Consider the following 20,942-nt stretch of genomic DNA (forward strand, 5'->3'; position numbering starts at 1 on the left):
TACGTGCCGCGCTCAGCTGAAGGTGACGAGTTGGCAGTCCTTCGGGTCGCCGTGGCGCAGGCCGCGGTCGATGGCGGCAAGGCGTTGCGGCGTCGTGCCGTGCGTGGCCTGCTCGGCCTTGACGTTGAGGATGGCGAGCAGCTGCGCGGCGACGCGCCGGAACGCGGCGACGTCCAGCCCGCCGCCCGCCGCCTCGTGCCGGGCCCACACACCGGACAGGCAGTCGGCCTGTTGTTCGACGAAGCGCGTCTGCGCGGCCGTCGGGACGTCGTTTTCAGACTGTGGCTGGTGCAGCCGGAACTGCACGACGTGCCCGACCTCGTGCGCCTGCACCACCGCGTAGGCGTACGCACGCTGAGCGGCCGGCACGCGGGTGGCGATCACCTGCACCAGCTGCGTGTTGACGTACAGCTCGAGGTTCGCGCGGCAGGTGAAGGCCGGGGCAGCGACGACGCCACGACGGCACAGCTCGGGTACCTGCGCGGTCGGCACCTCGACGTGCACGGGCTCGTCGATCGGCTGACGGACCTCGGTGCTCCAGAAGGCCGCCACCGAGCGGCGCAGGCAGTCGGTGATCGCCGGGACCGCCGTGGCCCGGGCGCACTGCGTCAACGTGGGCGGCGGCCCGAGACCGGTCGAGGCGGACGACGCCGGTGTCGACACGAGGGCGTGTGTTACCGCATGCCGGGCAGCAGAGCTGGACGTGCACGCCGCCAGCAGCAGGACCGCCGCCAGCACGAGCGCGCCGATGCGCGCGGCCTGCACCCGCACGGTCAGTGGGCGATCTCAGTACTGCGGGATTCGCGCACCACGGTGACCCGGATCTGGCCCGGGTAGGTCAGCTCGTCCTCGATCTGCTTGGCGATCTCACGGGCCATGACCGACGCGGCGAGGTCGTCGACCTCGCTCGGTTGCACCATGACCCGCACCTCGCGCCCGGACTGCATCGCGAACACCTTGTCGACGCCCTCACGGGTGGCGGCGATCTGCTCGATGCGCGACAGCCGCTGGACGTAGGACTCGAGCGACTCGCGTCGCGCGCCGGGCCGGGCGGCCGAGCACGCGTCGGACGCCTGGGTGAGCACGGCCTCGACGGTGCGCGGCTGTACTTCGTTGTGGTGCGCCTCGACGGCGTGCGCGACGGCCTCGTCCTCGCCGTACTTGCGCAGCAGCTGCGCCCCGACGATCGCGTGACTGCCTTCGACCTCGTGCGTCAGCGCCTTGCCGATGTCGTGCAGGAAGGCACAGCGCTTGACCAGTGTGGGTTCGACCCCCAGCTCGGTGGCCATGACGCCGGCGATGTGCGCGCTCTCGACGAGGTGCGCCAGGACATTCTGGCCGTAGCTGGTGCGGTACTTCAACCGGCCGATGGTCGGCAGCAGCCGCTCGTCGACGCGCCCGACACCGACCTCGGCAATCGCGTCGCGCGCGGCCCGCAGGCACAGCTGCTCGACCTCCGCGGTGCTCTGCTCGTGCGCCTCCTCGATGCGGTGCGGGTGGATGCGGCCGTCGAGAATCAGCTTCTCGAGCGTCAGCCGGCCGATCTCGCGGCGCACCGGGTCGAAGCAGGACAGCAGCACCGCCTCGGGTGTGTCGTCGATCAGCACGTTGACGCCGGTCACGGCCTCGAACGAGCGGATGTTGCGGCCCTCGCGGCCGATGATCCGGCCCTTCATCTCCTCGGCGGGCAGGTGCAGGACGCTGACGACGGTCTCGGTGGTCTGCGCGGAGGCGACGCGCTGGACCGCCTCGGCGACGATCCACCGTGCCCGCTCGGTGCCCTCGGCGCGGGCCTCGTTCTCGATGGAGCGGGCGAGCAGCGCGCTGTCACGGCGCGACGTCGCCTCGACCGCGACGAGCAGCTCGGCTTTCGCCTCGGCGCTGGACAGCCCGGCGACGCGCTCGAGCTCGCACCGCTGCGCGCGCTCGGCCGCGGTGGCGACGTCGTCGAGCTCGGCGCGCTGGGTCTGCAGCGCGCGTTCGCGTGCGTCGAGGTCTGTTCTGGTCGTGTTGAGCTCGGTCGCGAGTTCGTGCAGCTGCGCAGCACGTTCGGCGATGCGTGCCTCGCGGGAGTCCAGGCGGGTCTCGGTCTGATCGAGGCGGTGCGCGCGTTCGGTGAGTGCATCGCGCTGCCGCTGCGTCTCCTGCCGATCGACGTCCACCGGCGCCGAGAGGGCCGCTTGCTGCGCGGTGGCCGCTGCTTCGGTAGCCGATCCCTGGGCGGCGCGAGACTCCCGGGACGCCGACGCGATCTCGGCATTGTCGGCGCGTTGCCCGTGCTCGGTAGGTCGGCGACGGGCCAGCGCGACGGCGAAGCAGATCCCGAGAACGACGATCGCCGCGATCCCCGCGTACCAGACCCCGACCATGCGCGCCTCCTGTTCGGCTCCTCGCCTGCGCGGCATGCCGGGCATCGGCTTGCGCGGGCGTGTGGCAACCAGGGGTTTGGCGCATTTCGGCGAGCACGGCCGAACGCCCTCAGGGCGCCGGCGTGCGGTCCGTTCCGGCAGGACTGCCGGGTGGCGGGTCTCCCTTCGTCGTCGTCGGTCGGGTTATGCATCGGCGCCGACTCGCGGGGCGCCGTCGGTTATCTGGCCGTGACCTCTGGTTACTCCGAGGTTATAGCGAGCCGACCGTTTTTCAAGTGTGGTCGTAGCCGGCCATGTCGTCCGCGCCGGCGTCGTCGGCCAGGACGGTGCGCACGACGTCGTAGGCGAGCCCGGGTGGATAGCCTTTGCGGCCGAGCAGGCCCACCAGGCGCCGCTGCGCCACCTGCACGGGCAGGCCGGTCAGTGCAGCCCGGCGCCGCCGGACCAGCTCGAACGCACGGGTGCGCTCGCTGTCGGCGTCGATGGTGGTCAGTGCGTCGTCGACCACGTCACCGGTCAGGCCGCGCTGGCGCAGCTTGACCGCGACCGCACGCCGGGCAAGCCCGCGCTCACGGTGCGCGGCGCCGGCCATCGACTGCGCCAATGCCGCGTCGTCGATCAGCCCGACCTCGGTGAACCGGTCGAGCACCCGCGCCGCGGCGTCGCCCGGTACGCCCTTGCGGGCCAGCGCTGTCTCGAGCTCCGCCCGGCTGCGTGCGCGGTGGTCGAGCAGCCGCAGGCAGATCGTGCGGGCCACCGACTCCGGATCGCCGAGCGGCTGCTCGGGGTCGCCTGGGACGTCGGCGTGCGCGGCGCCGTCTGCAGACCGAGCTGCCCGACGCCGGCGCCCTGCCGCCGGCACCGCTAGAAGTCGACCGGGGCGGGCAGCGGCTCGATCGGCGTGCCGGACCCGTCGACCTGTGCCCCGATGCCGAGCTTCTCCTTGATCTTCTTCTCGACCTCGTCGGCGAGATCGGGGTTGTCGCGCAGGAACGAGCGCACGTTCTCCTTGCCCTGCCCGAGCTGGTCGGATTCGTAGGTGTACCAAGCACCGGACTTGCGGATCAGGCCCTGCTCGACACCGACGTCGATGAGCGAACCTTCCCGGCTGATGCCCTCGCCGTAGACGATGTCGAACTCGGCCTGCTTGAACGGCGGAGCCACCTTGTTCTTGACCACCTTGCACCGGGTGCGGTTGCCGACCGCGTCACCGCCGTCCTTGAGCGTCTCGATGCGACGCACGTCGAGGCGGACCGAGGCGTAGAACTTCAGGGCCTTGCCACCGGTGGTGGTCTCCGGGCTGCCGAACATGACGCCGATCTTCTCGCGCAGCTGGTTGATGAAGATGGCCGTGGTGCCGGAGTTGCTCAGCGCGCCGGTGATCTTGCGCAGTGCCTGGCTCATCAGCCGCGCCTGCAGGCCGACGTGGCTGTCGCCCATCTCGCCCTCGATCTCTGCGCGCGGCACCAGGGCGGCCACCGAGTCGATGACGATGATGTCGAGCGCACCGGAGCGGATCAGCATGTCCGCGATCTCGAGCGCCTGCTCACCGGTGTCCGGCTGGCTGACCAGCAGCGAGTCGGTGTCCACGCCGAGCGCGCGGGCGTAATCCGGATCCAGGGCGTGCTCGGCGTCGATGAACGCGGCCACTCCCCCGTTGGCCTGGGCGTTGGCCACGGCGTGCAACGCGACCGTGGTCTTGCCGGAGCTCTCCGGGCCGTACACCTCGATGACCCGCCCGCGAGGCAGGCCGCCGATGCCGAGTGCGACGTCGAGCGCGATGGACCCGGTGGGGATCACCTCGATCGGCGCGGCCACGCGGTCGCCCAGGCGCATGACCGCACCCTTGCCGTGCTGCTTGTCGATCTGCGCCAGAGCGACGTCGAGAGCCTTGTCCCGATCGAAACTGGTTGCCATCTCGGCACACCCTTCCTGGGTCGATGTTCTTCAGTCGATGTCGTGAGCGTTTGTGGTGGCTTTGTTTGCCTGTGCCGACGTTAGGGGCGGGTACCGACAGGATCGCCGCGCCGCGCCCGATTGTGGACAACCGACCGTTTTTGACGACCTGCTGTGGATATCACCGCGCCCAGCGTAAGCCGAACACGTGTTCGACGAAAGGTGACACGCCGAGGCTCAGATCAGCGATGCGGGCATCTCGAACTCGGCGCACACGGCACGCCAGACGTCCTTGGCCTCGACCCCGGCGGCCAGCGCCTCGTCGATCGTCGAGCCGAGCTGCGGGATGCGATAGTCGGCCGCGAGACTCGCCGCGTAGCCGCTGCCGAAACGCTCGCCCATGCGTCGCCAGAACTCGGTAATTCGCACGCCGTCGACTCTACGATTCGCTCGTGACATCGACATCGACATCGACCTCGGCCGCTCAGTGGTTCGCGCTGCCGGTGCTGACCGGACGGCTGATCCGGTTGCGGCCGATGGTCGCCGAGGACTCCGCCGGATACCTGGCCGCCGCGGGCACGGGCGCCGACGCCGAGGACGTGTTCCGCTGGGTGTCGACCCCGGGCGCGGCCGCCGACGGCGCGCCGCGCACCCTCGACGACGCACACGCCGACGTGCTGGCCGGGTTAGCCGCGCGCGCCCACGGCGTCCGCTTCCCGTACGCGCAGGTCGACGCGCAGACTGACGAGTTCGCCGGCAGCACGTCGCTCTACGAGGTCGACCCTGCGTTGCGCACGCTGGCCGTCGGACACACGTGGTTGGGCAAGCGATGGTGGCGGACCGGGCACAACACCGAGTCCAAGCTGTTGCTGCTCACCCACGCGTTCGACACGCTCGGGGCGGCGCGCGTCGTGTGGCACACCGACATCTACAACGAACGCTCGCAGGCGGCCATCGCCCGACTGGGCGCGGTGCGCGAAGCGGAGATGCGCAAACACCGCATCCGGCGCGACGGATCGTGGCGCACCACGGTGCAGTTCTCGATGACCGACGACGACTGGCCCGCGGCTCGCAAGTTCCTGACCGAACGCCTGGCCGCACACGAGTGAGCCGGTTGCCGACGACTCGCACGCACGCACGCTCCGGGCTGCGGGGCGGGGCACGGTCGCGCACCCGGCCGTGGAACGTGAACATCCACTACGACGCACTGCTGGACCGGCAGGTGCCCGCGTCCGCGCGCCGGGTACTCGACGCCGGGTGCGGTGACGGCTTCCTCGCGGCGAGGCTGGCCGGCCGGATCGCCGACGTGGTCGCCGTCGATGTCGACGCACCCGTGTTGCAGCGCGCCGCAGCCCGGTTCCCGCACGCCGGAGTCGACTGGCGGCATGCGGACGTCATGACCGGGTCGCTGGGACCTCCCTTCGATGCCGTGGTCAGCAACGCCGCGCTGCATCATCTGCCCGACACCGCGTCGGCGCTGAATCGCCTCGGTGCGCTGGTACGCCCGGGCGGGACGCTCGCCGTCGTGGGGTTTGTCCGGACGGACCTGCGCGAGCTGCCGTGGCGCGCAACAGCCTGGGTTGCACGCGGTATCGCGATCCGCCTCATCGGCGTGTGGCAGCACACCGCGCCGGTGTGCTGGCCGCCCAGGGACACCCTGCATGCGGTGAAGCTCGCCGCCGCTCGCACGCTGCCCGGCGCCCACGTCCACCGCCTGGTCCTCGGTCGGTATCTGCTCGTCTGGCACCGGACCGGATGACCGACCCTGGCGCCGGGTAGGACGACGGGCGTGACGCGGCACCTGCGCATCGGGACGTCCGGCTGGCTGTACCCGCCGTGGCGCGGTGAGTTCTATCCGCCGAAGCTGCCGCACAAGCGCGAGCTGGCGTACCTGTCGTCGCAGTTGAACAGCGTCGAGATCAACGGCACGTTCTACAGCCTGCAGCGCCCGACGAGCTTCGAGACATGGCACGACCAGACGCCGGAGGACTTCACCTTCGCGGTCAAGGGCCCGCGCTTCGTCACGCACATGAAGAAGCTCAACGACGTCGCCACCCCCCTGGCCAACTTCTACGCCTCCGGCGTGCTTGCCCTGCGCACCAAGCTCGGCCCGTGCCTGTGGCAGCTGCCGCCCAGCCTCGGCTTCGACGCCGACCGGCTCGCCGCGTTCTTCGCACAGCTGCCACGCTCGACGGGCGAGGCCGCGTGGCTGGCCCGACGCCATGACGAGCGGATGGACGGCCGGGCGTTCACCACCGCCGACGTCGACCGCCCGTTGCGTCACGCGCTCGAGGTGCGGCACAAGTCGTTCGTCACGCCCGCGTTCCCCGACCTGCTGCGCGAGCACCACATCGCGCTGGTCGTGGCCGACACCGCGGGTCGTTGGCCGAAGCTGACCGACGTGACGTCCGACCTCGTCTACCTGCGGCTGCACGGCGACGTCGAGCTGTACACCAGCGGCTACACCGAGGCGGCCCTCGACACGTGGGCGGCGGCGATCCGCGAGTGGCTCGCCGCCGACCTGCGCGTGCAGGTGCACTTCGACAACGACGTCAAGGTCCGCGCACCGTTCGACGCGATGTCGCTGGCCCGCAGGCTGAGCGCCTGAGGCCTACTCCTCGGCCGGAGCGTCGGAGATCCTCTCGCCGATGAGATCCATGACCGAGGAGTCGGTGAGCGTCGTGACGTCACCGAGCTCGCGGTGGTCGGCGACGTCGCGCAGCAGCCGGCGCATGATCTTGCCCGAGCGGGTCTTCGGCAGCTCCGGCACGATCATGATCTGCCGCGGCTTGGCGATGGCGCCGATCTCCTTCGCCACGTGATCGCGCAGCGTCTTGATCAGTTCCTCGCCCTCGGACTCCTGCGTGACGTTGCCGCGCAGGATCACGAACGCGACGATGCCCTGTCCGGTGGTCGGGTCGGTGGCGCCCACGACCGCCGCCTCCGCCACCGACGGGTGCGACACCAGTGCCGACTCGACCTCGGTCGTGGAGATGCGGTGGCCCGAGACGTTCATGACGTCGTCGACGCGCCCGAGCAACCACATGTCGCCGTCGTCGTCGAGCTTGGCGCCGTCACCGGCGAAGTAGAAACCCTGCTTTTCGAAGCGTTGCCAGTACGTCTCCTTGAACCGCTCCGGGTCGCCCCAGATGCCGCGGGTCATCGACGGCCACGGCTCGGTCAGCACCAGGAGGCCACCGTTCCCGTCGCCGACCGGCTCGCCGTCGTTGTCGACCACTTCGGCGCCGATGCCGGGCAGCGCACGCATGGCCGAGCCCGGCTTGGTCGCCGAGACGCCCGGCAGCGGGCTGATCATCAGCGCACCGGTCTCGGTCTGCCACCACGTGTCGACGATCGGACAGCGGTCGCCGCCGAAGTTCGTGCGGTACCAGATCCAGGCCTCGGGGTTGATGGGCTCGCCGACCGAGCCGAGCAGTCGCAGCGACGACAGGTCGTGGCCCGCGGGCACGTCCTCGCCCCACTTCATGAACGTGCGGATCGTCGTCGGCGCCGTGTACAAGATCGTGATCTTGTACTTCTCGATCATCTGGAACCAGCGGTGCTCGTCCGGGGTGTTCGGGGTGCCCTCGTACATGAACGAGGTGGCCCGGTTCGCCAGTGGCCCGTAGACGATGTAGGAGTGGCCGGTGATCCACCCGATGTCCGCGCCGCACCAGTAGAGGTCGTCGTCCGGCTTGAGGTCGAAGACTTCCCAGTGCGTCCACGCGGCCTGGGTCAGATATCCGCCGGACGTGTGGAAGATGCCCTTCGGCTTCCCCGTGGTCCCCGAGGTGTACATGATGAACAGCGGGTGCTCGGCATCGAAGAAGTCGCACTCGTGCTCGCTCGAGGCCGTGCCGACGGACTCGTGCCACCAGACGTCTCGCGACTCGTCCCAGTCGACGTCCTGCGCCGTGCGCTTCACCACCAAGACCTTGCGCACGTCCGGGCACTTGCGTAGCGCCTCGTCCACCACCGGCTTCAGGCCGGACGGTGCGCCGCGGCGGTAGCCGCCGTCCGCGGTGATCACGACTTCGGCGTCGCAGTCGATGATGCGGTCGGACAGCGCGGTGGCAGAGAAGCCGCCGAAGACCACCATGTGCGGCGCGCCGAGTCGGGCGCACGCCAAAATGGCCACGACCGTCTCCGGGATCATCGGCATGTAGATCGCGACGCGGTCACCCGTACGCACACCGAGGTCGACCAGCGTGTTGGCCGCGCGACAGACCTCGTCCTTGAGCTCGGCGTAGGTCACGGTGCGGGTGTCGTCGGCCGGCTCGCCCTCCCAGTGGATGGCCACCTGGTCGCCGTGGCCGGCCTCGACGTGCCGGTCGACGCAGTTGTAGGCGACGTTCAGCTTGCCGCCGACGAACCACTTCGCGAACGGCGCGTCCGACCAGTCGAGGACCTCGTCCCACTTCTGCGACCACGACAGCCGATCGGCGGCCTTCGCCCAGAACCCGAGCCGATCGGCGTCGGCGTCCTCGTAGGCCTGCGCGGTGACATTGGCCTGTTTCGCGAAGTCCTCGGACGGCTCGAAGCGGCGTTCCTCGTGGGACAGGTTCGAAAGTGTTTCGCTCATGTGCCGAACCTAGATCGCGCGCGCCAGCGGCACCACGGGCAGGACGGTCTTCTTGAACGTCGCATTGGTGACGACGGCGAACGAACCGTAGAACGCCAGCGCGGCGGTGATCAACCCCAGATAACCGCCGACCTTCGTGATGCCCGTGGTCGCTGAGTAGGCACCGATGCACAAGAAGATGAACGTGGCCGCCAGGAAGAGGAAGACGGCGGCGATCGCCGCGGTCGTGCGCAGCGACGCGATGAACATGTAGGTCGTGAAGATCGCCCACACCAGCAGGTAGGTGCCCACCGCATGGTTGATGTCGTCGGGCGCGGCCTTCGCGGCCGCCATCGCCGGCACCCCGTCGGTGATCAGGTACCAGAACGAGAGCCAGAACGCGCCGTAGGAGACGAACGCCGTGGCACCGAAGGTGTTGCCCTTCGCGAACTCCCACAACCCGGCCAGCAGCTGTGCGATGCCGCCGTAGAAGATCGCGAGACCGAGCACGCCCGTCTCGACCTTGTCCGGCAACAGCCCGGCGTTGACCGCGGACAGGAACAGCGTGGTGCCCGCGAAACCGGCGAGGCCGAGCGGCCCCGGGTCGGCAATGCCGGCACCGAAACCCGGTAGCGAATGCGCCGTGCGTCCGGCGGTCGGATCCTGCGCGCCGGCCGGGACGGTCTCGTTCGTCGGTCGCGGATGGGCCGGATCATGCTGCGTCATTGCAAACTCCTCGTCACCGGACGGTAGATGGTTGCGCTGCGAACCACCGTGCCAGTGGCCGCCGTCACATGCAACCAAAACGGGACGAACCGCGCCACGGCCCTTGGTCAGGACGGGGCGGGATGGGTGCGCGCGAACAGGGCGCGCAACCCGCGCATCGCGTCGACGGCGTACTGCCGGTCCGCGCGCTGCACGGCGTAGACGGCGAGGATCTCGTCGGCCGGCAGGACGAGCCGGGCGAACCGCGCGTTGCTGGGGAACTCCACCGCTCGCACGGCGGCCCACGGGACGGTGCGCCAACTGCCGAGGTAGCTGCGCAGGTACACCGCGTCCTCGTCCGCCCGCATCCGGGGCCGGGCGGGCAGCCGCAGTCCGCCGGCGACCACCAGACCGATGACGACGGTGAAGACCTGGTCCTTCGGGCCGAAGCTGGCGCCGGCATTGTCCGTACGCATCAGGAGCGCGACGACGACGAAGACGATCAGCGCCACGGCGGCGGAGACGTTCGCGATGGTGCGGGTGCGCTGCGGCCGCGCCGTCACCGTTGCAGTGTCCGACGTGCTCACAACCGGCACGCGGCGATGGGCGTCACGAGGATGCCCCGGGCGCCCAGCTCCCACAGCTCGTCCATGACGGCGTTGGTCTCGCGCCGGCGCACCATCGAGCGCACCGCGGACCAACCCTTCTCGTGCAGCGGCGAGACGGTCGGGGACTCGATCCCGGGCGTGATCGCCACGGCCTGCTCGACGAGGTCGTCGGCGATGTCGTAGTCCATGAGCACGTACTGCCGCGCGATGATCACGCCCTGCAGGCGCCGCACCAGCTGCTCGACGGCCGGCGGGGTGGCGACACCGCTGCGCTGGATCAACACCGCCTCACTGGTCAGCAGCGGGTCACCGAAGACCTCGAGTCCCGCGTTGCGCAACGTCGTGCCGGTGGACACGACGTCGGCGATGGCGTCGGCCACCCCCAGCCGCACGGAGGTCTCCACCGCGCCGTCCAGCGAGATGACGTGGGCGTCGACGCCGGCGCGTGCGAAGTAACTGCGCAGCACGCCGGGGTACGCCGTGGCCACCCGCCTGCCGCTCAGCTGCGCGATCGACGACACCGTGCCCGGGATGGCGGCGAACCGGAACGTCGAGCCGCCGAAGCCGAGCGGGACGACCACCTCGGCGTCCGCGCCGGAGTCGAGCAGGAGGTCCTGCCCGGTGATCCCGACGTCGAGCTGGCCCGAGCCGACGTAGACGGCGATGTCGCGTGGGCGCAGGAAGAAGAACTCGGTGTCGCTGTCGGCGTCGAGCAGCACGAGCTCGCGCGAGTCGGAGCGTTGTCGATAGCCGGCCTCGACGAGCATCTGGCTGGCGGGCTCGGCCAGCGAGCCCTTGTTCGGTACGGCGACGCGGAGCATGACCTGCCTGTCTGTTCGGGCGCTGGTGACGGCTGTCTGGCGGTGGGTGCCGGCCTACAGATGTCGGTAGACGTCGGCGAGGTCGAGCCCCTTGCCGAGCATGATCACCTGGACGCGGTACAGCAGCTGGCTGATCTCCTCGGCGGCGCGCTCCGCGGATTCGTGCTCCACGGCCATCCAGACCTCGGCCGCCTCCTCGACGACCTTCTTGCCCTGCTCGTGGACACCGGCGTCGAGCGCCGCGACGGTGGCCGAGCCGTCGGGCCGCTCGCGCTGACGGTCGCCGAGCTCGGCGAACAGCTGGTCGAAGGTCTTCATCTCGATCCGCAGCCTACCGACGCCACCCGGCGCGCCGAGCGCCCCGGCTGCATTCGCACAGGGTCTAATGATCGTTCCGGTGGCCCGCGAGGCCAGGGAGGTAGCTGCGTGCCGAAGGACGATTCGCCCCGACGCGGACACGACGACGAGCCGCTCGTCTTCGACGACGCCTGGGTCGCAGCGGGCACGCGCGAGGCCGACATGCGCCGGTACACCGCGGTACACGACGGATGGGCGCGGGGCGACCGCACCGTGTAATGCACCGCCGAATACCCCGAAGGCAGCGTCGGCTCGGTGCGCCACCTCGTTGCGTACCGCGGTCGGCGACCCATCCCCCAGCGGCCGTCGGCCAAGCCGGGCGCGGGGAGGTCCTCCACCCGGTGAGCAGGTGTCAGCTGGGTGTCCGGCGCAGCCGCCACGACTTCAGGTGCTGGTAACCGCGCACATTGACCGGCCGCAGCGGGTGCAACCGGAGTGACTCGTCGTCGTCGACCTTGTCGTGGATGCCCTGGTCGACCAGCACCGAACCGGTCCGCGCGACGCTCGTCAGCCGGCTCGCGATGTTGACCGGCTGGCCGAACACGTCGCCCAGGCGGCTCACGATCGGGCCGTATGCGACGCCCGCGCGCACCTGCGGCAGGACGTCGTCGGACTCCGCCGTCTCGACCATGGTCAACGCGATCTGCGCGGCATCGGCCGCGCGGTCGACGGTGAACAGGATCTCGTCGCCGATCGTCTTGACGATCTGGCCGTTGTTCGTGCCGACGACGTCGGTGGCCATGCTCTCGAAACGGGTCAGCACGTTGCGCAGGTCGGCCTCCGACGACTGGCGGGTGAAGGTCGTGAAACCCGCCATGTCGACGAAACCGACCGCCATCGCGACCTCGGTGCCGATCCCCTCGCCGGACTGGGCATTTGCCGCGACGCGCGCGAAGTAGGCGGACAGCTGGCGCCGCCACACGTAGTCGTGCAGCCGCTCGACGATCGGCATGATCGAGCCGATCAGCTCGCTCACGCCCTCGGCGCCGCCGGCGAGCAGTTCCGGGTCGTTGGCGACGCGGTCGGTGACGACCTGCCCCTGCCACGACGCGAGGCGGGCGAACGTCTGGCCGATGATGCGCGTCATCGCGAGCATCACGTCGTCGTCGATGCCCGCGACGTCCTGCAGCTCGTAGACGTCGCGGTTCGCCTGCACGTCGGCGTCGGTGTAGAGCCGCTCGTCGTCGTTCGTCGTGGCGAAGCCGAGCGATCGCCAGCGGGAGCGGGCGGTCTCGATGTCGCCGCCGACGCGCTCGACCATCTCCTCGCGGGTGTATTTGCGTTCGCCGCCGAGCAGCTCCTGCTCGATGAGTTCGACGAAGCGCGGCAGGTCGACCTGACCTACTGGGTCCTCGGCCATGTCAGGTGGTGTGGACGACCAGCACGTCCACCGGTGAGTGCCGGATGACGTCCTGGGGCACCGAACCGATCAGCCGGCCGGTCAGCGTGTTGAGCCCGACGTTGCCGACGACGACGAGGTCGGCGCCGGTGTCCTGCGCGGCCTTGATCAGCGACGGCGACGGCTTGCCCTGCACGGCCTGGGTCTGCACGTTCGTCGCGCCGGCCTTCGTCGCGCGGTCGCGTGCGGTGCGCAGCGAGTCCTCGGCCGGCGCGGAGCCGACCACCTGGTACGCCTCGTCACCGAGCACGTCCGTGTCGTGCGGATCCGGCTTCGCCGGGAAGTAGGCGCAGGTGATCACGAGCGCGGCCTGCGCGTCTCGGGCAAGTTCGGCGGCACGCTCGACGGCGCGGAACGACGTCTCCGAGCCGTCGGTGCCGACGAGCACGGTGTTGTAGTGCGTCATGGTGCTCCTCCCGGCCGCAGCGAGCCGTGCCCGGTCCGGGCGGCGAGCCGCGGTCGGTACGACCCTATCGGCAGCCGAGGGCTTTCCCGCTCAACGCGGGCGTGACCAGCCGGACAGGGTGACCGCCGTCGCCACGGCGGCTGTCGCGGCCTCGTGGCCCTTGTCCTCGGTCGACCCGTCGAGCCCGGCGCGGTCGAGCGCCTGTTGCTCGTCGTCGCAGGTCAGCACGCCGAAGCCCACCGGGATCGTCGTATGCACGGCCACCTGCGTCAGCCCGGAGGTCGCGGCGTCGCACACGTACTCGAAGTGCGGTGTGCCGCCACGGATGACGACACCCAGCGCGACGAGCGCGTCCGGCGCGGCCGCGCCGGACGCGACCCGCGCTACGGCGACCGGCAGCTCGAACACACCGGGGACGCGGACCTCGGTGATGTCGTCGACGCCGGCTTGCGCCAGCGCCCGCCGGGCGCCGTCGAGCAGCCCGTTCATCACGGTGTCGTGCCATTGGCTGGCGACGACCACCACCCGCAGCCCGCTGCCGTCGACCTGCAGCGTCGGCGCGCCTTCGCCGCTCAATGCTGGTCTGCCCGCGCGCCGTCGGCGTCCTCGACCGGGTCGTCGTCCGCGATCAGGCGCGCGTCGTGGCCCATGCGGTCGCGCTTGGTCTCGAGGTAGCGCAGGTTCTCCGGGTTGGCGTGCACCGGCAGCGGGACGCGGCCCACGATGTGCAGCCCGTAACCCTCGAGCCCGGCGCGCTTCTCGGGATTGTTGGTCAGCAGGCGCATCGAGTGGACGCCGAGGTCGACGAGGATCTGTGCGCCGGTGCCGTAGTCGCGGGCGTCGGCCGGCAGGCCGAGCTCGAGGTTGGCATCGACGGTGTCCGAGCCGGTGTCCTGCAGTTGGTAGGCCTGCAGCTTGTGCAGCAGGCCGATGCCCCGGCCCTCGTGCCCGCGGATGTAGAGCACGATGCCCCGGCCCTCACGGGCGACGGCGCCCAGTGCGGCGTCCAGCTGCGGCCCGCAGTCGCAGCGCAGCGAGCCGAAGACGTCCCCGGTGAGGCACTCGGAGTGCACGCGGACCAGGACGTCGTCGCCGTCGCCGATGTCACCGAACACGAAGGCGACGTGCTCACGGCTGTCGTAGCTGGAGGAGTAACCGACGGCGGTGAACTCGCCGTAGCGAAGCGGCACCCGCGCCGAAGCAACGCGCTCGACCAGCTTCTCCGAGCGGCGGCGGAACGCGATGAGGTCCGCGATCGAGATCAGCGCGAGGTCGTGCTCGTCGGCGAACACGCGCAACTCGTCGCTGCGGGCCATGCCCGCCGGGTCCTTCTCGCTGACGACCTCGCACAGCACGCCGGCCGGCTGCAGGCCGGCGAGTGTCGCGAGGTCCACAGCGGCCTCGGTGTGCCCGGGGCGGCGCAGGACGCCGCCGTCCTTGGCACGCAGCGGCACCACGTGACCGGGCCGGGTGAAGTCGACGGCGGCGGCCTGCGGGTCGGCGAGCAGCCGGATGGTGTGCGCGCGGTCGCTCGCCGAGATGCCCGTCGACACACCTTCGCGCGCGTCCACGGTGACGGTGTACGCGGTGCCGCGGCGGTCCTGATTGGTGTGGAACATCGGCGGCAGGTCGAGACGATCGGCGTCGGCCTCGGACAGCGGCACGCAGATGTAGCCGGACGTGTAGCGCACCATGAACGCGATCAGCTCGGGCGTGGCCAGTTCGGCCGCGAAGATCAGGTCGCCCTCGTTCTCCCGGTCCTCGTCGTCGATGACGACGACCGGCTTGCCGGACTTGATGTCCAGGATCGCCCGCTCGATCGAGTCGAGGTTGATCTGACTCACGCACGAACCTCCATCAGCCGAGCGACGTACTTGGCAAGCACGTCCACCTCCAGGTTCACCGGGTCACCGGCCTGCTTGGCGCCGAGCGTCGTGGCGCGCAGCGTCTCGGGGATCAGCCCGACCTCGAACCAGTCGGCGCCGACGGCCGCGACGGTCAGCGAGACGCCGTCGACGGCGATCGAGCCCTTCTCCGCGACAAAACCCGCGAGGTCGCGCGGCAGGCCGAAGCGGACGAGTTCCCACTCGGTGCCGGGTGTGCGGGACACGACCGCGCCGGTGCCGTCGACGTGGCCCTGCACGACATGCCCGCCGAGGCGGGCGTCGGCACGGACCGCGCGTTCGAGGTTCACCCGGTCGCCCGCAACCAGCGCCCCGAGCGTCGAGCGCTTGAGGCTCTCCCCCATGACGTCGAAGGCGACCCGGGTGGCGGCGGTGTCGTCCTGCCAGCCGACGACGGTCAGGCAGACGCCGTCGACCGCGATCGACTCGCCGTGCGTGAGGTCGTGGGCGACACCGGCGGCGCGCAGGTGCAGGACGGCTGCGTCACCGCGGTGTTCGACCTCGGTGACCTCGCCGATCTGCTCGATGATGCCGGTGAACACGTTCGCCTCTCGTTTCGGCGGCCGTCCGTACGGCCTCACCCATTGTCGCTGCTCAACTCCTCGGTCCACCGTGGTCGAGCGACGAGTTTCACATCGTCGCCGAGCCTGGTGACCGACTCGAGGTCCAACCGCAGGGCGTCGGCCAGTGTTCCGATGCCGGCGTCGATCAACGCCGCGGGTCCGTCGCCGAGCAGCACCGGCGCCACGTAGGCGACGACTGCGTCGACGCACCGGGCCTCGACGAACGCCCCGGCGAGGGTGGGGCCACCCTCGAGCAGCACGTGCCTTATGCCGCGGTCGAACAGTGCCTTGAGCGCGAAACGGGGCGCAGCGGTGTCGAGTACGAGCGTCTGCGCTGCCGAGTCGAGCACCCGCAGCTGCCCACCGAAGGCGTCTATGCGGTGGCGGCGGTCGAGCACGACCCGCAGCGGTTGCCGATCTGCCGGGACGTCGCCGATGCGCACGGTCAGCTGCGGGTCGTCGGTGAGCACCGTCTCGCTGCCGACCACGATCGCGTCGACAGTTGCGCGCAGCGCGTGCACGTCGGCGCGTGACTCCACCGACGAGATCCAGCGCGAGGTGTAGTCGGCCGCAGCCGCCCGCCCGTCCATGCTGGAGGCGAATTTCCAGGTGACGAACGGCCGGCCGGCGCGCACGGCGTGCAGCCAGGGCCGCAGCGCACCGCTCGCGGCGGCGAACTCCTCCACGCCGCTGACGACCTCGACCCCGGCCGCGCGCAGCTTGCCCGCGCCCCCGGCGGCCTCGGGATTGGGGTCGTCCACGGCGTACACGACGCGGCCGACGCCGGCGGCGATGAGCGCGTCGGCACACGGGCCCGTCCGGCCGGTGTGTGCGCAGGGTTCGAGTGTCACGGCGGCGGTTGCGCCGCGCGCCGCGTCGCCGGCCGCCCGCAGCGCAACGATCTCCGCGTGCGCCCCGCCGGCCGGTTCGGTGGCGCCCTCGCCGACGAGTTCACCGTGGGTGTCAAGGATGACCGCCCCCACGGCCGGGTTGGGGCCGGTCGCGCCACGCACCGTTTCGGCGAGGAGCAGCGCACGGTGCATGGCGGCGTGCTCGGCGTCGGAGGCGCCGTCGGTGCCGGCGGTGTTTGCGTCCGGGTCGCCCGCGCCGGGACCGGTCATCAGACGGCCATCGATCCGCGGGCCGTGCTGCGCAGCGACTCGACCGCGCAGCCCGGGTCGTCGGCGCCGAACACCGCCGAGCCGGCGACGAAGACGTCCGCGCCGGCGGCGGCGGCGGCCTCGATGGTGTCCTCGCCGATGCCGCCGTCGACCTCGACGAACAGCCGCAGGTGACCGCTGCGCACATGCTCACGCGCAAGACGCACCTTCGGCAGCACCTCGGCCATGAACTCCTGGCCGCCGAAGCCCGGCTCGACGGTCATGACGAGCAGCGTGTCGAACTCGCGCAGCACGTCGAGGTACGGCTCGATCTCGGTGCCCGGCTTGACCGAGAGCCCGGCGAGCGCGCCCGCGGCCCGGATGGCGCGGGCCGTCGCAACCGGGTCATGGGCCGCCTCGATGTGAAAGGTGACGTTGGCGGCGCCGGCCTCGGCGTACGGCGGCGCCCACCGGTCGGGGTCGTCGATCATCAGGTGGCAGTCGAGCGGGATGTCGGTGGCGGCGTGCAGGCTCTTGACGACGGGCAGACCGATCGTCAGGTTCGGCACGAAGTGTGCGTCCATGACATCGACGTGCAGCCAGTCGGCACGCGACACGGAGTCGGCAGCCTCGGCCAGGCGCGCGAAGTCGGCCGAGAGGATGCTGGGCGCGATCATGGGTTCGGCGCCGCCCGCTGCAGCTGACACGCTGACCACCCTATTGCGCCGGGTCAGTGCCTCGGCACGGCGTCAGACACGCAGGAAGGCGCAGAACATCGCGTCGGTGCCGTGCCGATGCGGCCACAACTGCACCGTCGGGCCGTCGCCGAGATGCGGCACGCCCGCGAACGCGGGGCGCGCGTCGTGCAGGTCGTGCCCCGAGATGACCGCGGTGGTCTCGGCCGGATGGGGCGAGCAGGTCACGTACGCGACGACACCGCCCGGCCGGACGAGGCGCAGCGCCGCGTCCAGCAGCTCGCGCTGCAGCGCGGCAAGTGCGGCGAGATCCTCCGAGTCGCGTCGCCACCGCGCTTCGGGCCTGCGGCGCAGTGCGCCCAGACCGGTGCACGGCGCGTCGAGCAGCACGCGGTCGTATCCGCCGTCGATCGGCTGCAGGTCGCGGGCATCGCCGACGCGCACCTCGACCTGCCACGGTGCGGTGACCTTGCGGACGAGTTCTGCACGGTGCTCACGCAGCTCGTTGGCGGTCAGCGTCGCGCCGCGCTCGGCGGCCAGCCCGGCCAGCAGCGCGGCCTTGCCGCCGGGGCCCGCACACAGGTCCAGCCACCGCTCGTCGCGGCCGGTGAGCGGTGCCCGTGCCACGGCGAGCGCACACAGCTGGCTGCCCTCGTCCTGCACACCGGCGCGCCGCTCGCGCACCGCGGCGATGCCGGCCGGATCCCCGCCGGCCATCCGCACCGCGTACGGCGAGTACGGGCCGGCAACGCCGTCCACCGCCGCCAACAGCTCGTCACGGTCGCTGCGCCCCGGCCACGCCACGAGGTGGGTCAGCGGCCGCTCGTCGTCGGCACGCAGTGCTTCTGCGGTCTCGTCCAGCGCGCCGTCCATGTTCTCGCCGAGCGCGACCGCGAACGCCGCCGCGATCCACTCCGGATGAGCGGTGCGCAGCGCCACCGCGTGCAGCGGTGACGTCCCCGCGGCGAGCCGGTCGACCCACGCGTCCCAGGACGCTGCGGCGACCCGGCGCAGCACCGCGTTGACGAAGCCGCCGGCGCGACCTTGTCCGACCGCGGGAGCGAGGTCCACCGCGGTCGCGACCGCGGCATGCGCCGGAATGCGAGTGCGCAGCGCCTGGTACGCGCCGAGGCGCAGCACGTCGAGCACGCCCGGATCGACGTCGGCCAGCGGCCGGTCGACGCAGGCGGCCAGGACGGCGTCGAGCGTGCCTTCGGCGCGGACCGTGCCGTACCCGAGTTCGGTGGCCAGGGCCGCGTCGCGGCCGGCCAGCCCGCGGGCTGCCAGCAGGCGCGGCAGGGCGAGGTTGGCGAAGGCGCCGTCGTCGTGCACGGCGCGCAGCAAGTCGTAGGCGACGAGCCGGGCCGGGTCCACCGGGGCGGACCGCCGCGGCGGCCGGCCGCCGGGCCGGTGCGGTCGCCGGGTGCGCTCAGCCAAGCCGCTCCCCCGGCTGCAGTCGCGCCCCGCGTGCCCAGTCGGGCGCGGGGAAGGCGCGCCGACCGGGCGGCTGCACGGTCGTCAGCTCGACGTCCGAACTCGCCGTGCCGACGCGCACCGCTCGCTTGAGCACCGCGACCTCGCCAGGTGCAAGGTCGTTGGCGCCGGTCAGGCGTACCGGGCCGAGCTTGAGACGCTCACCGCGCAACGTCGTCCACGGGCCCGGCGTGGGGGTGCAGGCCCGCGAGACGCGTTCGACGTGCCGTGCGGGCGTCGTCCAGTCGAGGTGCGCGTCCTCGGTGCTGACCTTGGGGGCGAACGAGACGCCGTCCGCGGCCTGCGGCCGGGCGACCAGCGCACCGGTCTCGATGCCGTCCAGCGTGGCGAGCATGAGCCCGGCACCGCTGTCGGACAGCCGGCTGAGCAGATCCCCCGACGTGTCCTCGGCACGCACGGCCTCGGTGACGACGCCGAAGACCGGACCGGTGTCCAGGCCCGCCTCGATGCGGAACGTCGAGGCGCCGGTGACGTCGTCGCCGTGCAGGAGTGCGTGCTGCACCGGTGCGGCGCCGCGCCAGGCCGGCAGCAGCGAGAAGTGCAGATTCACCCAGCCGTGCACCGGCACCGCGAGCGCGGCCGGCGGCAGCAGCGCGCCGTAGGCCACGACCGGGCAGCAGTGCGGGGCGAGCTGCGCCAGCTGCGCGAGGAAGTCCGGGTCACCGGCACGCTGCGGCGTCAGCGTCGGCAGCCCCGCGTCGGCGGCGAGTGCGGCCACCGGCGACGTGCTGGCCTTTCGACCGCGCCCGGCGCGTGCGGGCGGCCGGGTGACGACCGCGACGACGTCGTGCTGCGGAGCGTCGAGCAACGTGCGCAACGTGGGCACTGCCGCGTCGGGCGTGCCGGCGAAGACCAACCTCACCGGGGGCTGCTGGCGTGCGGCGAGAGCTTGACGGTCGGGACGCGCTCGCCCCAATCGGCCTCGCGGATGGCGCGCATGGCCGCCTTGCGGGTCTCGGCGTCCAGTCGGTCGACGAACAGCACGCCGTCCAGGTGATCGGTCTCGTGCTGCACGCAACGCGCGAGCATGGCGGTGCCCTCGACGGTGACCGGGTCGCCCCACATGTTCTGCCCGTGCGCCACGACATTGGCGCGCCGGCGGCAGTCGAAGGCCAGGCCGGGGATCGACAGGCACCCCTCGGGGCCGTCCTGCTCCTCGTCGTCCGGGAAGTGCAGCACCGGGTTGACCAGGTGTCCGGCCATCGACTCGTGCACGTTGTAGGTGAACACCCGCAGCCCGACGCCGATCTGCGGCGCGGCCAGCCCCTGCCCGGGCGCCTCGAGCATCGTGTGCTCGAGGTCGGCGACGAGCTGGCGCAGCTCCTTGTCGAAGTCGACGACCTGCTCGGCAGGCGTGCGCAGCACCGGATCGCCGAACAGGCGGATCGGCTGCACAGTCACGGGCGCTGAGTCTAACGACGCTGCGCGGCGCGGCCGTCGCTCAACGCCCTTCGCCGATCAACACGGTCTGCGCCGCCGGGTTAGCCGAGCTCGGCCGGATCGAGATCGAGACGCACCGGCTCGGCGCTGCGCCGCGAGCTGCGCGCCGCGGCCGCCGTGTGCAACGCCCGCGCGAGGTCGTTGCCGTCGTGGCGGTCGACGCGCACCAGCAACCGCTCGGTGCGGTCGTCCACCGGCACCGGCCCGACGATCTGCGCCGACGACGGCAGCTCGGCGGCACCCAGCAGCTCGTGCAGGGCCTGCGCCGTGCCGGTGAGCGCGGCCATCCGGGTGGCGGGCGGGAAGCCGAGCTCGGCGCGGTCGGCGAGCTCGCGGGCCGCGAAGCCGGCCGGGTCCCAGCGCACGAGTGCCTGCACGGCCGGCAGCGCGGCGTCGGCACCGACGACCACCGTGCCGTCGGCGCGGACCAGCGCGGCCGCGTTGGCCCACCGGCGCAGCGTTTCCTCGGCGGCGCGCAGATCAGGGCGCGAGAGCAGCGCCCAACCGTCGAGCAGCAGCGCAGCACCGTAACCGCCCTCGGCGACCGGCTCGGCACCGGGCGTGGCGACGACGACGGCAGCCTCCGCCGGCACGTCGGCGAGCACGCGGTCGCCGCCTGAGGTA

At 71.5% G+C, this 20,942-nt stretch carries 24 protein-coding genes and 1 pseudogene; 4 read left to right on the forward strand and 21 right to left on the reverse strand.

The features are described 5' to 3' along the window. Positions 1–12: 12 nt before the first annotated feature. The 5 genes from ACFFCN_RS11370 to ACFFCN_RS11390 all read right to left on the reverse strand — a co-directional run bounded on the left by ACFFCN_RS11370 (position 13) and on the right by ACFFCN_RS11390 (position 4,694). Positions 13–771, reverse strand: coding sequence for a neutral zinc metallopeptidase (locus ACFFCN_RS11370; RefSeq protein WP_375491669.1), 759 nt, complete (start codon positions 769–771; stop codon positions 13–15). Positions 772–773: 2 nt separating this feature from the next. Beyond that, positions 774–2,369, reverse strand: a complete 1,596-nt coding sequence (gene rny / locus ACFFCN_RS11375) for a ribonuclease Y (protein ID WP_375491671.1) — start codon at positions 2,367–2,369, stop codon at positions 774–776. A 271-nt stretch (positions 2,370–2,640) separates the two neighbouring features. Beyond that, positions 2,641–3,231 carry a regulatory protein RecX gene (locus ACFFCN_RS11380; protein ID WP_375491673.1) on the reverse strand — a complete coding sequence of 197 codons (591 nt, stop codon included), beginning with the start codon at positions 3,229–3,231 and terminating at the stop codon, positions 2,641–2,643. Positions 3,232–3,233: 2 nt separating this feature from the next. After that, positions 3,234–4,286 (reverse strand): recombinase RecA, encoded by a 1,053-nt coding sequence (recA, locus tag ACFFCN_RS11385; RefSeq protein WP_375491675.1) that lies wholly within the window; start codon positions 4,284–4,286, stop codon positions 3,234–3,236. Between the two features lie 216 nt (positions 4,287–4,502). Further along, positions 4,503–4,694, reverse strand: coding sequence for a DUF3046 domain-containing protein (locus ACFFCN_RS11390; protein WP_375491677.1), 192 nt, complete (start codon positions 4,692–4,694; stop codon positions 4,503–4,505). Between the two features lie 23 nt (positions 4,695–4,717). Here ACFFCN_RS11390 and ACFFCN_RS11395 point away from each other — a divergent pair, with 23 nt between their 5' ends. The 3 genes from ACFFCN_RS11395 (at position 4,718) to ACFFCN_RS11405 (ending at position 6,873) form a co-directional block, all read left to right on the forward strand. Then, positions 4,718–5,374 carry a GNAT family N-acetyltransferase gene (locus ACFFCN_RS11395; RefSeq protein ID WP_375491679.1) on the forward strand — a complete coding sequence of 219 codons (657 nt, stop codon included), beginning with the start codon at positions 4,718–4,720 and terminating at the stop codon, positions 5,372–5,374. A 77-nt stretch (positions 5,375–5,451) separates the two neighbouring features. Continuing rightward, entirely contained in the window at positions 5,452–6,024 is a 573-nt protein-coding gene (locus ACFFCN_RS11400) for a class I SAM-dependent methyltransferase (protein WP_375491681.1), read from the forward strand. Positions 6,025–6,054: 30 nt separating this feature from the next. After that, complete coding sequence (locus ACFFCN_RS11405; protein ID WP_375491683.1) at positions 6,055–6,873, forward strand: DUF72 domain-containing protein; 819 nt, start codon at positions 6,055–6,057, stop codon at positions 6,871–6,873. A 3-nt stretch (positions 6,874–6,876) separates the two neighbouring features. Here the strand turns inward: ACFFCN_RS11405 and acs are convergent, their stop codons facing one another. The 5 genes from acs to ACFFCN_RS11430 form a co-directional block, all read right to left on the reverse strand. Further along, positions 6,877–8,847, reverse strand: a complete 1,971-nt coding sequence (acs, locus tag ACFFCN_RS11410; RefSeq protein ID WP_375491685.1) for an acetate--CoA ligase — start codon at positions 8,845–8,847, stop codon at positions 6,877–6,879. A gap of 9 nt (positions 8,848–8,856) precedes the next feature. Beyond that, a complete protein-coding gene (locus tag ACFFCN_RS11415) occupies positions 8,857–9,552 on the reverse strand; it encodes an acetate uptake transporter (RefSeq protein ID WP_375491687.1) in 696 nt (231 codons plus the stop codon). Between the two features lie 107 nt (positions 9,553–9,659). Further along, complete coding sequence (locus ACFFCN_RS11420; RefSeq protein ID WP_375491688.1) at positions 9,660–10,094, reverse strand: PH domain-containing protein; 435 nt, start codon at positions 10,092–10,094, stop codon at positions 9,660–9,662. A gap of 20 nt (positions 10,095–10,114) precedes the next feature. Further along, positions 10,115–10,960 (reverse strand): ATP phosphoribosyltransferase, encoded by an 846-nt coding sequence (gene hisG, locus ACFFCN_RS11425; protein WP_375491689.1) that lies wholly within the window; start codon positions 10,958–10,960, stop codon positions 10,115–10,117. Between the two features lie 54 nt (positions 10,961–11,014). Next, positions 11,015–11,278, reverse strand: a complete 264-nt coding sequence (locus ACFFCN_RS11430; protein WP_375491691.1) for a phosphoribosyl-ATP diphosphatase — start codon at positions 11,276–11,278, stop codon at positions 11,015–11,017. A 108-nt stretch (positions 11,279–11,386) separates the two neighbouring features. Between ACFFCN_RS11430 and ACFFCN_RS11435 the strand changes: the two genes are divergently transcribed. Then, positions 11,387–11,536 carry a hypothetical protein gene (locus tag ACFFCN_RS11435; protein WP_375491693.1) on the forward strand — a complete coding sequence of 50 codons (150 nt, stop codon included), beginning with the start codon at positions 11,387–11,389 and terminating at the stop codon, positions 11,534–11,536. Positions 11,537–11,669: 133 nt separating this feature from the next. Here ACFFCN_RS11435 and ACFFCN_RS11440 read toward each other — a convergent pair whose 3' ends face one another. The 11 genes and pseudogenes from ACFFCN_RS11440 to ACFFCN_RS11490 form a co-directional block, all read right to left on the reverse strand. Then, a complete protein-coding gene (locus ACFFCN_RS11440; RefSeq protein ID WP_375491695.1) occupies positions 11,670–12,677 on the reverse strand; it encodes an adenylate/guanylate cyclase domain-containing protein in 1,008 nt (335 codons plus the stop codon). A gap of 1 nt (position 12,678) precedes the next feature. Continuing rightward, positions 12,679–13,122, reverse strand: a complete 444-nt coding sequence (locus tag ACFFCN_RS11445) for a universal stress protein (RefSeq protein WP_375491697.1) — start codon at positions 13,120–13,122, stop codon at positions 12,679–12,681. Positions 13,123–13,212: 90 nt separating this feature from the next. After that, the gene (gene ribH, locus ACFFCN_RS11450) at positions 13,213–13,698 is read right to left on the reverse strand and encodes a 6,7-dimethyl-8-ribityllumazine synthase (protein WP_375491699.1); all 486 of its coding nucleotides are present in this window, start codon (positions 13,696–13,698) and stop codon (positions 13,213–13,215) included. Beyond that, positions 13,695–14,966: a bifunctional 3,4-dihydroxy-2-butanone-4-phosphate synthase/GTP cyclohydrolase II gene (locus tag ACFFCN_RS11455; protein ID WP_375491701.1), complete on the reverse strand. Its 1,272-nt coding sequence runs from the start codon at positions 14,964–14,966 to the stop codon at positions 13,695–13,697. Before ACFFCN_RS11455 ends, ribH begins: the two co-directional genes overlap by 4 nt. Beyond that, positions 14,963–15,568 carry a riboflavin synthase gene (locus ACFFCN_RS11460; protein WP_375491702.1) on the reverse strand — a complete coding sequence of 202 codons (606 nt, stop codon included), beginning with the start codon at positions 15,566–15,568 and terminating at the stop codon, positions 14,963–14,965. The genes ACFFCN_RS11455 and ACFFCN_RS11460 overlap by 4 nt, the downstream gene beginning before the upstream one ends. 35 nt (positions 15,569–15,603) lie before the next feature. Then, entirely contained in the window at positions 15,604–16,710 is a 1,107-nt protein-coding gene (gene ribD / locus ACFFCN_RS11465) for a bifunctional diaminohydroxyphosphoribosylaminopyrimidine deaminase/5-amino-6-(5-phosphoribosylamino)uracil reductase RibD (RefSeq protein WP_375491703.1), read from the reverse strand. Beyond that, complete coding sequence (rpe, locus tag ACFFCN_RS11470) at positions 16,710–17,366, reverse strand: ribulose-phosphate 3-epimerase (RefSeq protein WP_375491712.1); 657 nt, start codon at positions 17,364–17,366, stop codon at positions 16,710–16,712. Before rpe ends, ribD begins: the two co-directional genes overlap by 1 nt. A gap of 72 nt (positions 17,367–17,438) precedes the next feature. Beyond that, positions 17,439–18,821: an RsmB/NOP family class I SAM-dependent RNA methyltransferase gene (locus tag ACFFCN_RS11475; protein ID WP_375491705.1), complete on the reverse strand. Its 1,383-nt coding sequence runs from the start codon at positions 18,819–18,821 to the stop codon at positions 17,439–17,441. Beyond that, positions 18,814–19,740: a methionyl-tRNA formyltransferase gene (gene fmt / locus ACFFCN_RS11480; protein WP_375491706.1), complete on the reverse strand. Its 927-nt coding sequence runs from the start codon at positions 19,738–19,740 to the stop codon at positions 18,814–18,816. The genes ACFFCN_RS11475 and fmt overlap by 8 nt, the downstream gene beginning before the upstream one ends. Next, positions 19,737–20,279: a peptide deformylase gene (def, locus tag ACFFCN_RS11485; protein WP_375491708.1), complete on the reverse strand. Its 543-nt coding sequence runs from the start codon at positions 20,277–20,279 to the stop codon at positions 19,737–19,739. Before def ends, fmt begins: the two co-directional genes overlap by 4 nt. Positions 20,280–20,359: 80 nt before the next feature. Further along, positions 20,360–20,942, reverse strand: a pseudogene (locus tag ACFFCN_RS11490) (primosomal protein N'); the annotation flags it as partial.

Origin of the sequence: uncultured Jatrophihabitans sp. (assembly GCF_964246335.1) — a bacterium.
Lineage (GTDB): Bacteria > Actinomycetota > Actinomycetes > Mycobacteriales > Jatrophihabitantaceae > Jatrophihabitans.

What these genes read in the sequence shown, in the direction of transcription:
- ACFFCN_RS11415 (WP_375491687.1), bottom strand. Translation starts at nt 9,552, where the DNA reads ATGACGCAGCATGATCCGGCCCATCCGCGACCGACGAACGAGACCGTC.
- rpe (WP_375491712.1), bottom strand. Translation starts at nt 17,366, where the DNA reads ATGATCGCGCCCAGCATCCTCTCGGCCGACTTCGCGCGCCTGGCCGAG.
- ribD (WP_375491703.1), bottom strand. Translation starts at nt 16,710, where the DNA reads ATGACCGGTCCCGGCGCGGGCGACCCGGACGCAAACACCGCCGGCACC.
- hisG (WP_375491689.1), bottom strand. Translation starts at nt 10,960, where the DNA reads ATGCTCCGCGTCGCCGTACCGAACAAGGGCTCGCTGGCCGAGCCCGCC.
- ACFFCN_RS11430 (WP_375491691.1), bottom strand. Translation starts at nt 11,278, where the DNA reads ATGAAGACCTTCGACCAGCTGTTCGCCGAGCTCGGCGACCGTCAGCGC.
- ACFFCN_RS11445 (WP_375491697.1), bottom strand. Translation starts at nt 13,122, where the DNA reads ATGACGCACTACAACACCGTGCTCGTCGGCACCGACGGCTCGGAGACG.
- rny (WP_375491671.1), bottom strand. Translation starts at nt 2,369, where the DNA reads ATGGTCGGGGTCTGGTACGCGGGGATCGCGGCGATCGTCGTTCTCGGG.
- recA (WP_375491675.1), bottom strand. Translation starts at nt 4,286, where the DNA reads ATGGCAACCAGTTTCGATCGGGACAAGGCTCTCGACGTCGCTCTGGCG.
- ACFFCN_RS11440 (WP_375491695.1), bottom strand. Translation starts at nt 12,677, where the DNA reads ATGGCCGAGGACCCAGTAGGTCAGGTCGACCTGCCGCGCTTCGTCGAA.
- acs (WP_375491685.1), bottom strand. Translation starts at nt 8,847, where the DNA reads ATGAGCGAAACACTTTCGAACCTGTCCCACGAGGAACGCCGCTTCGAG.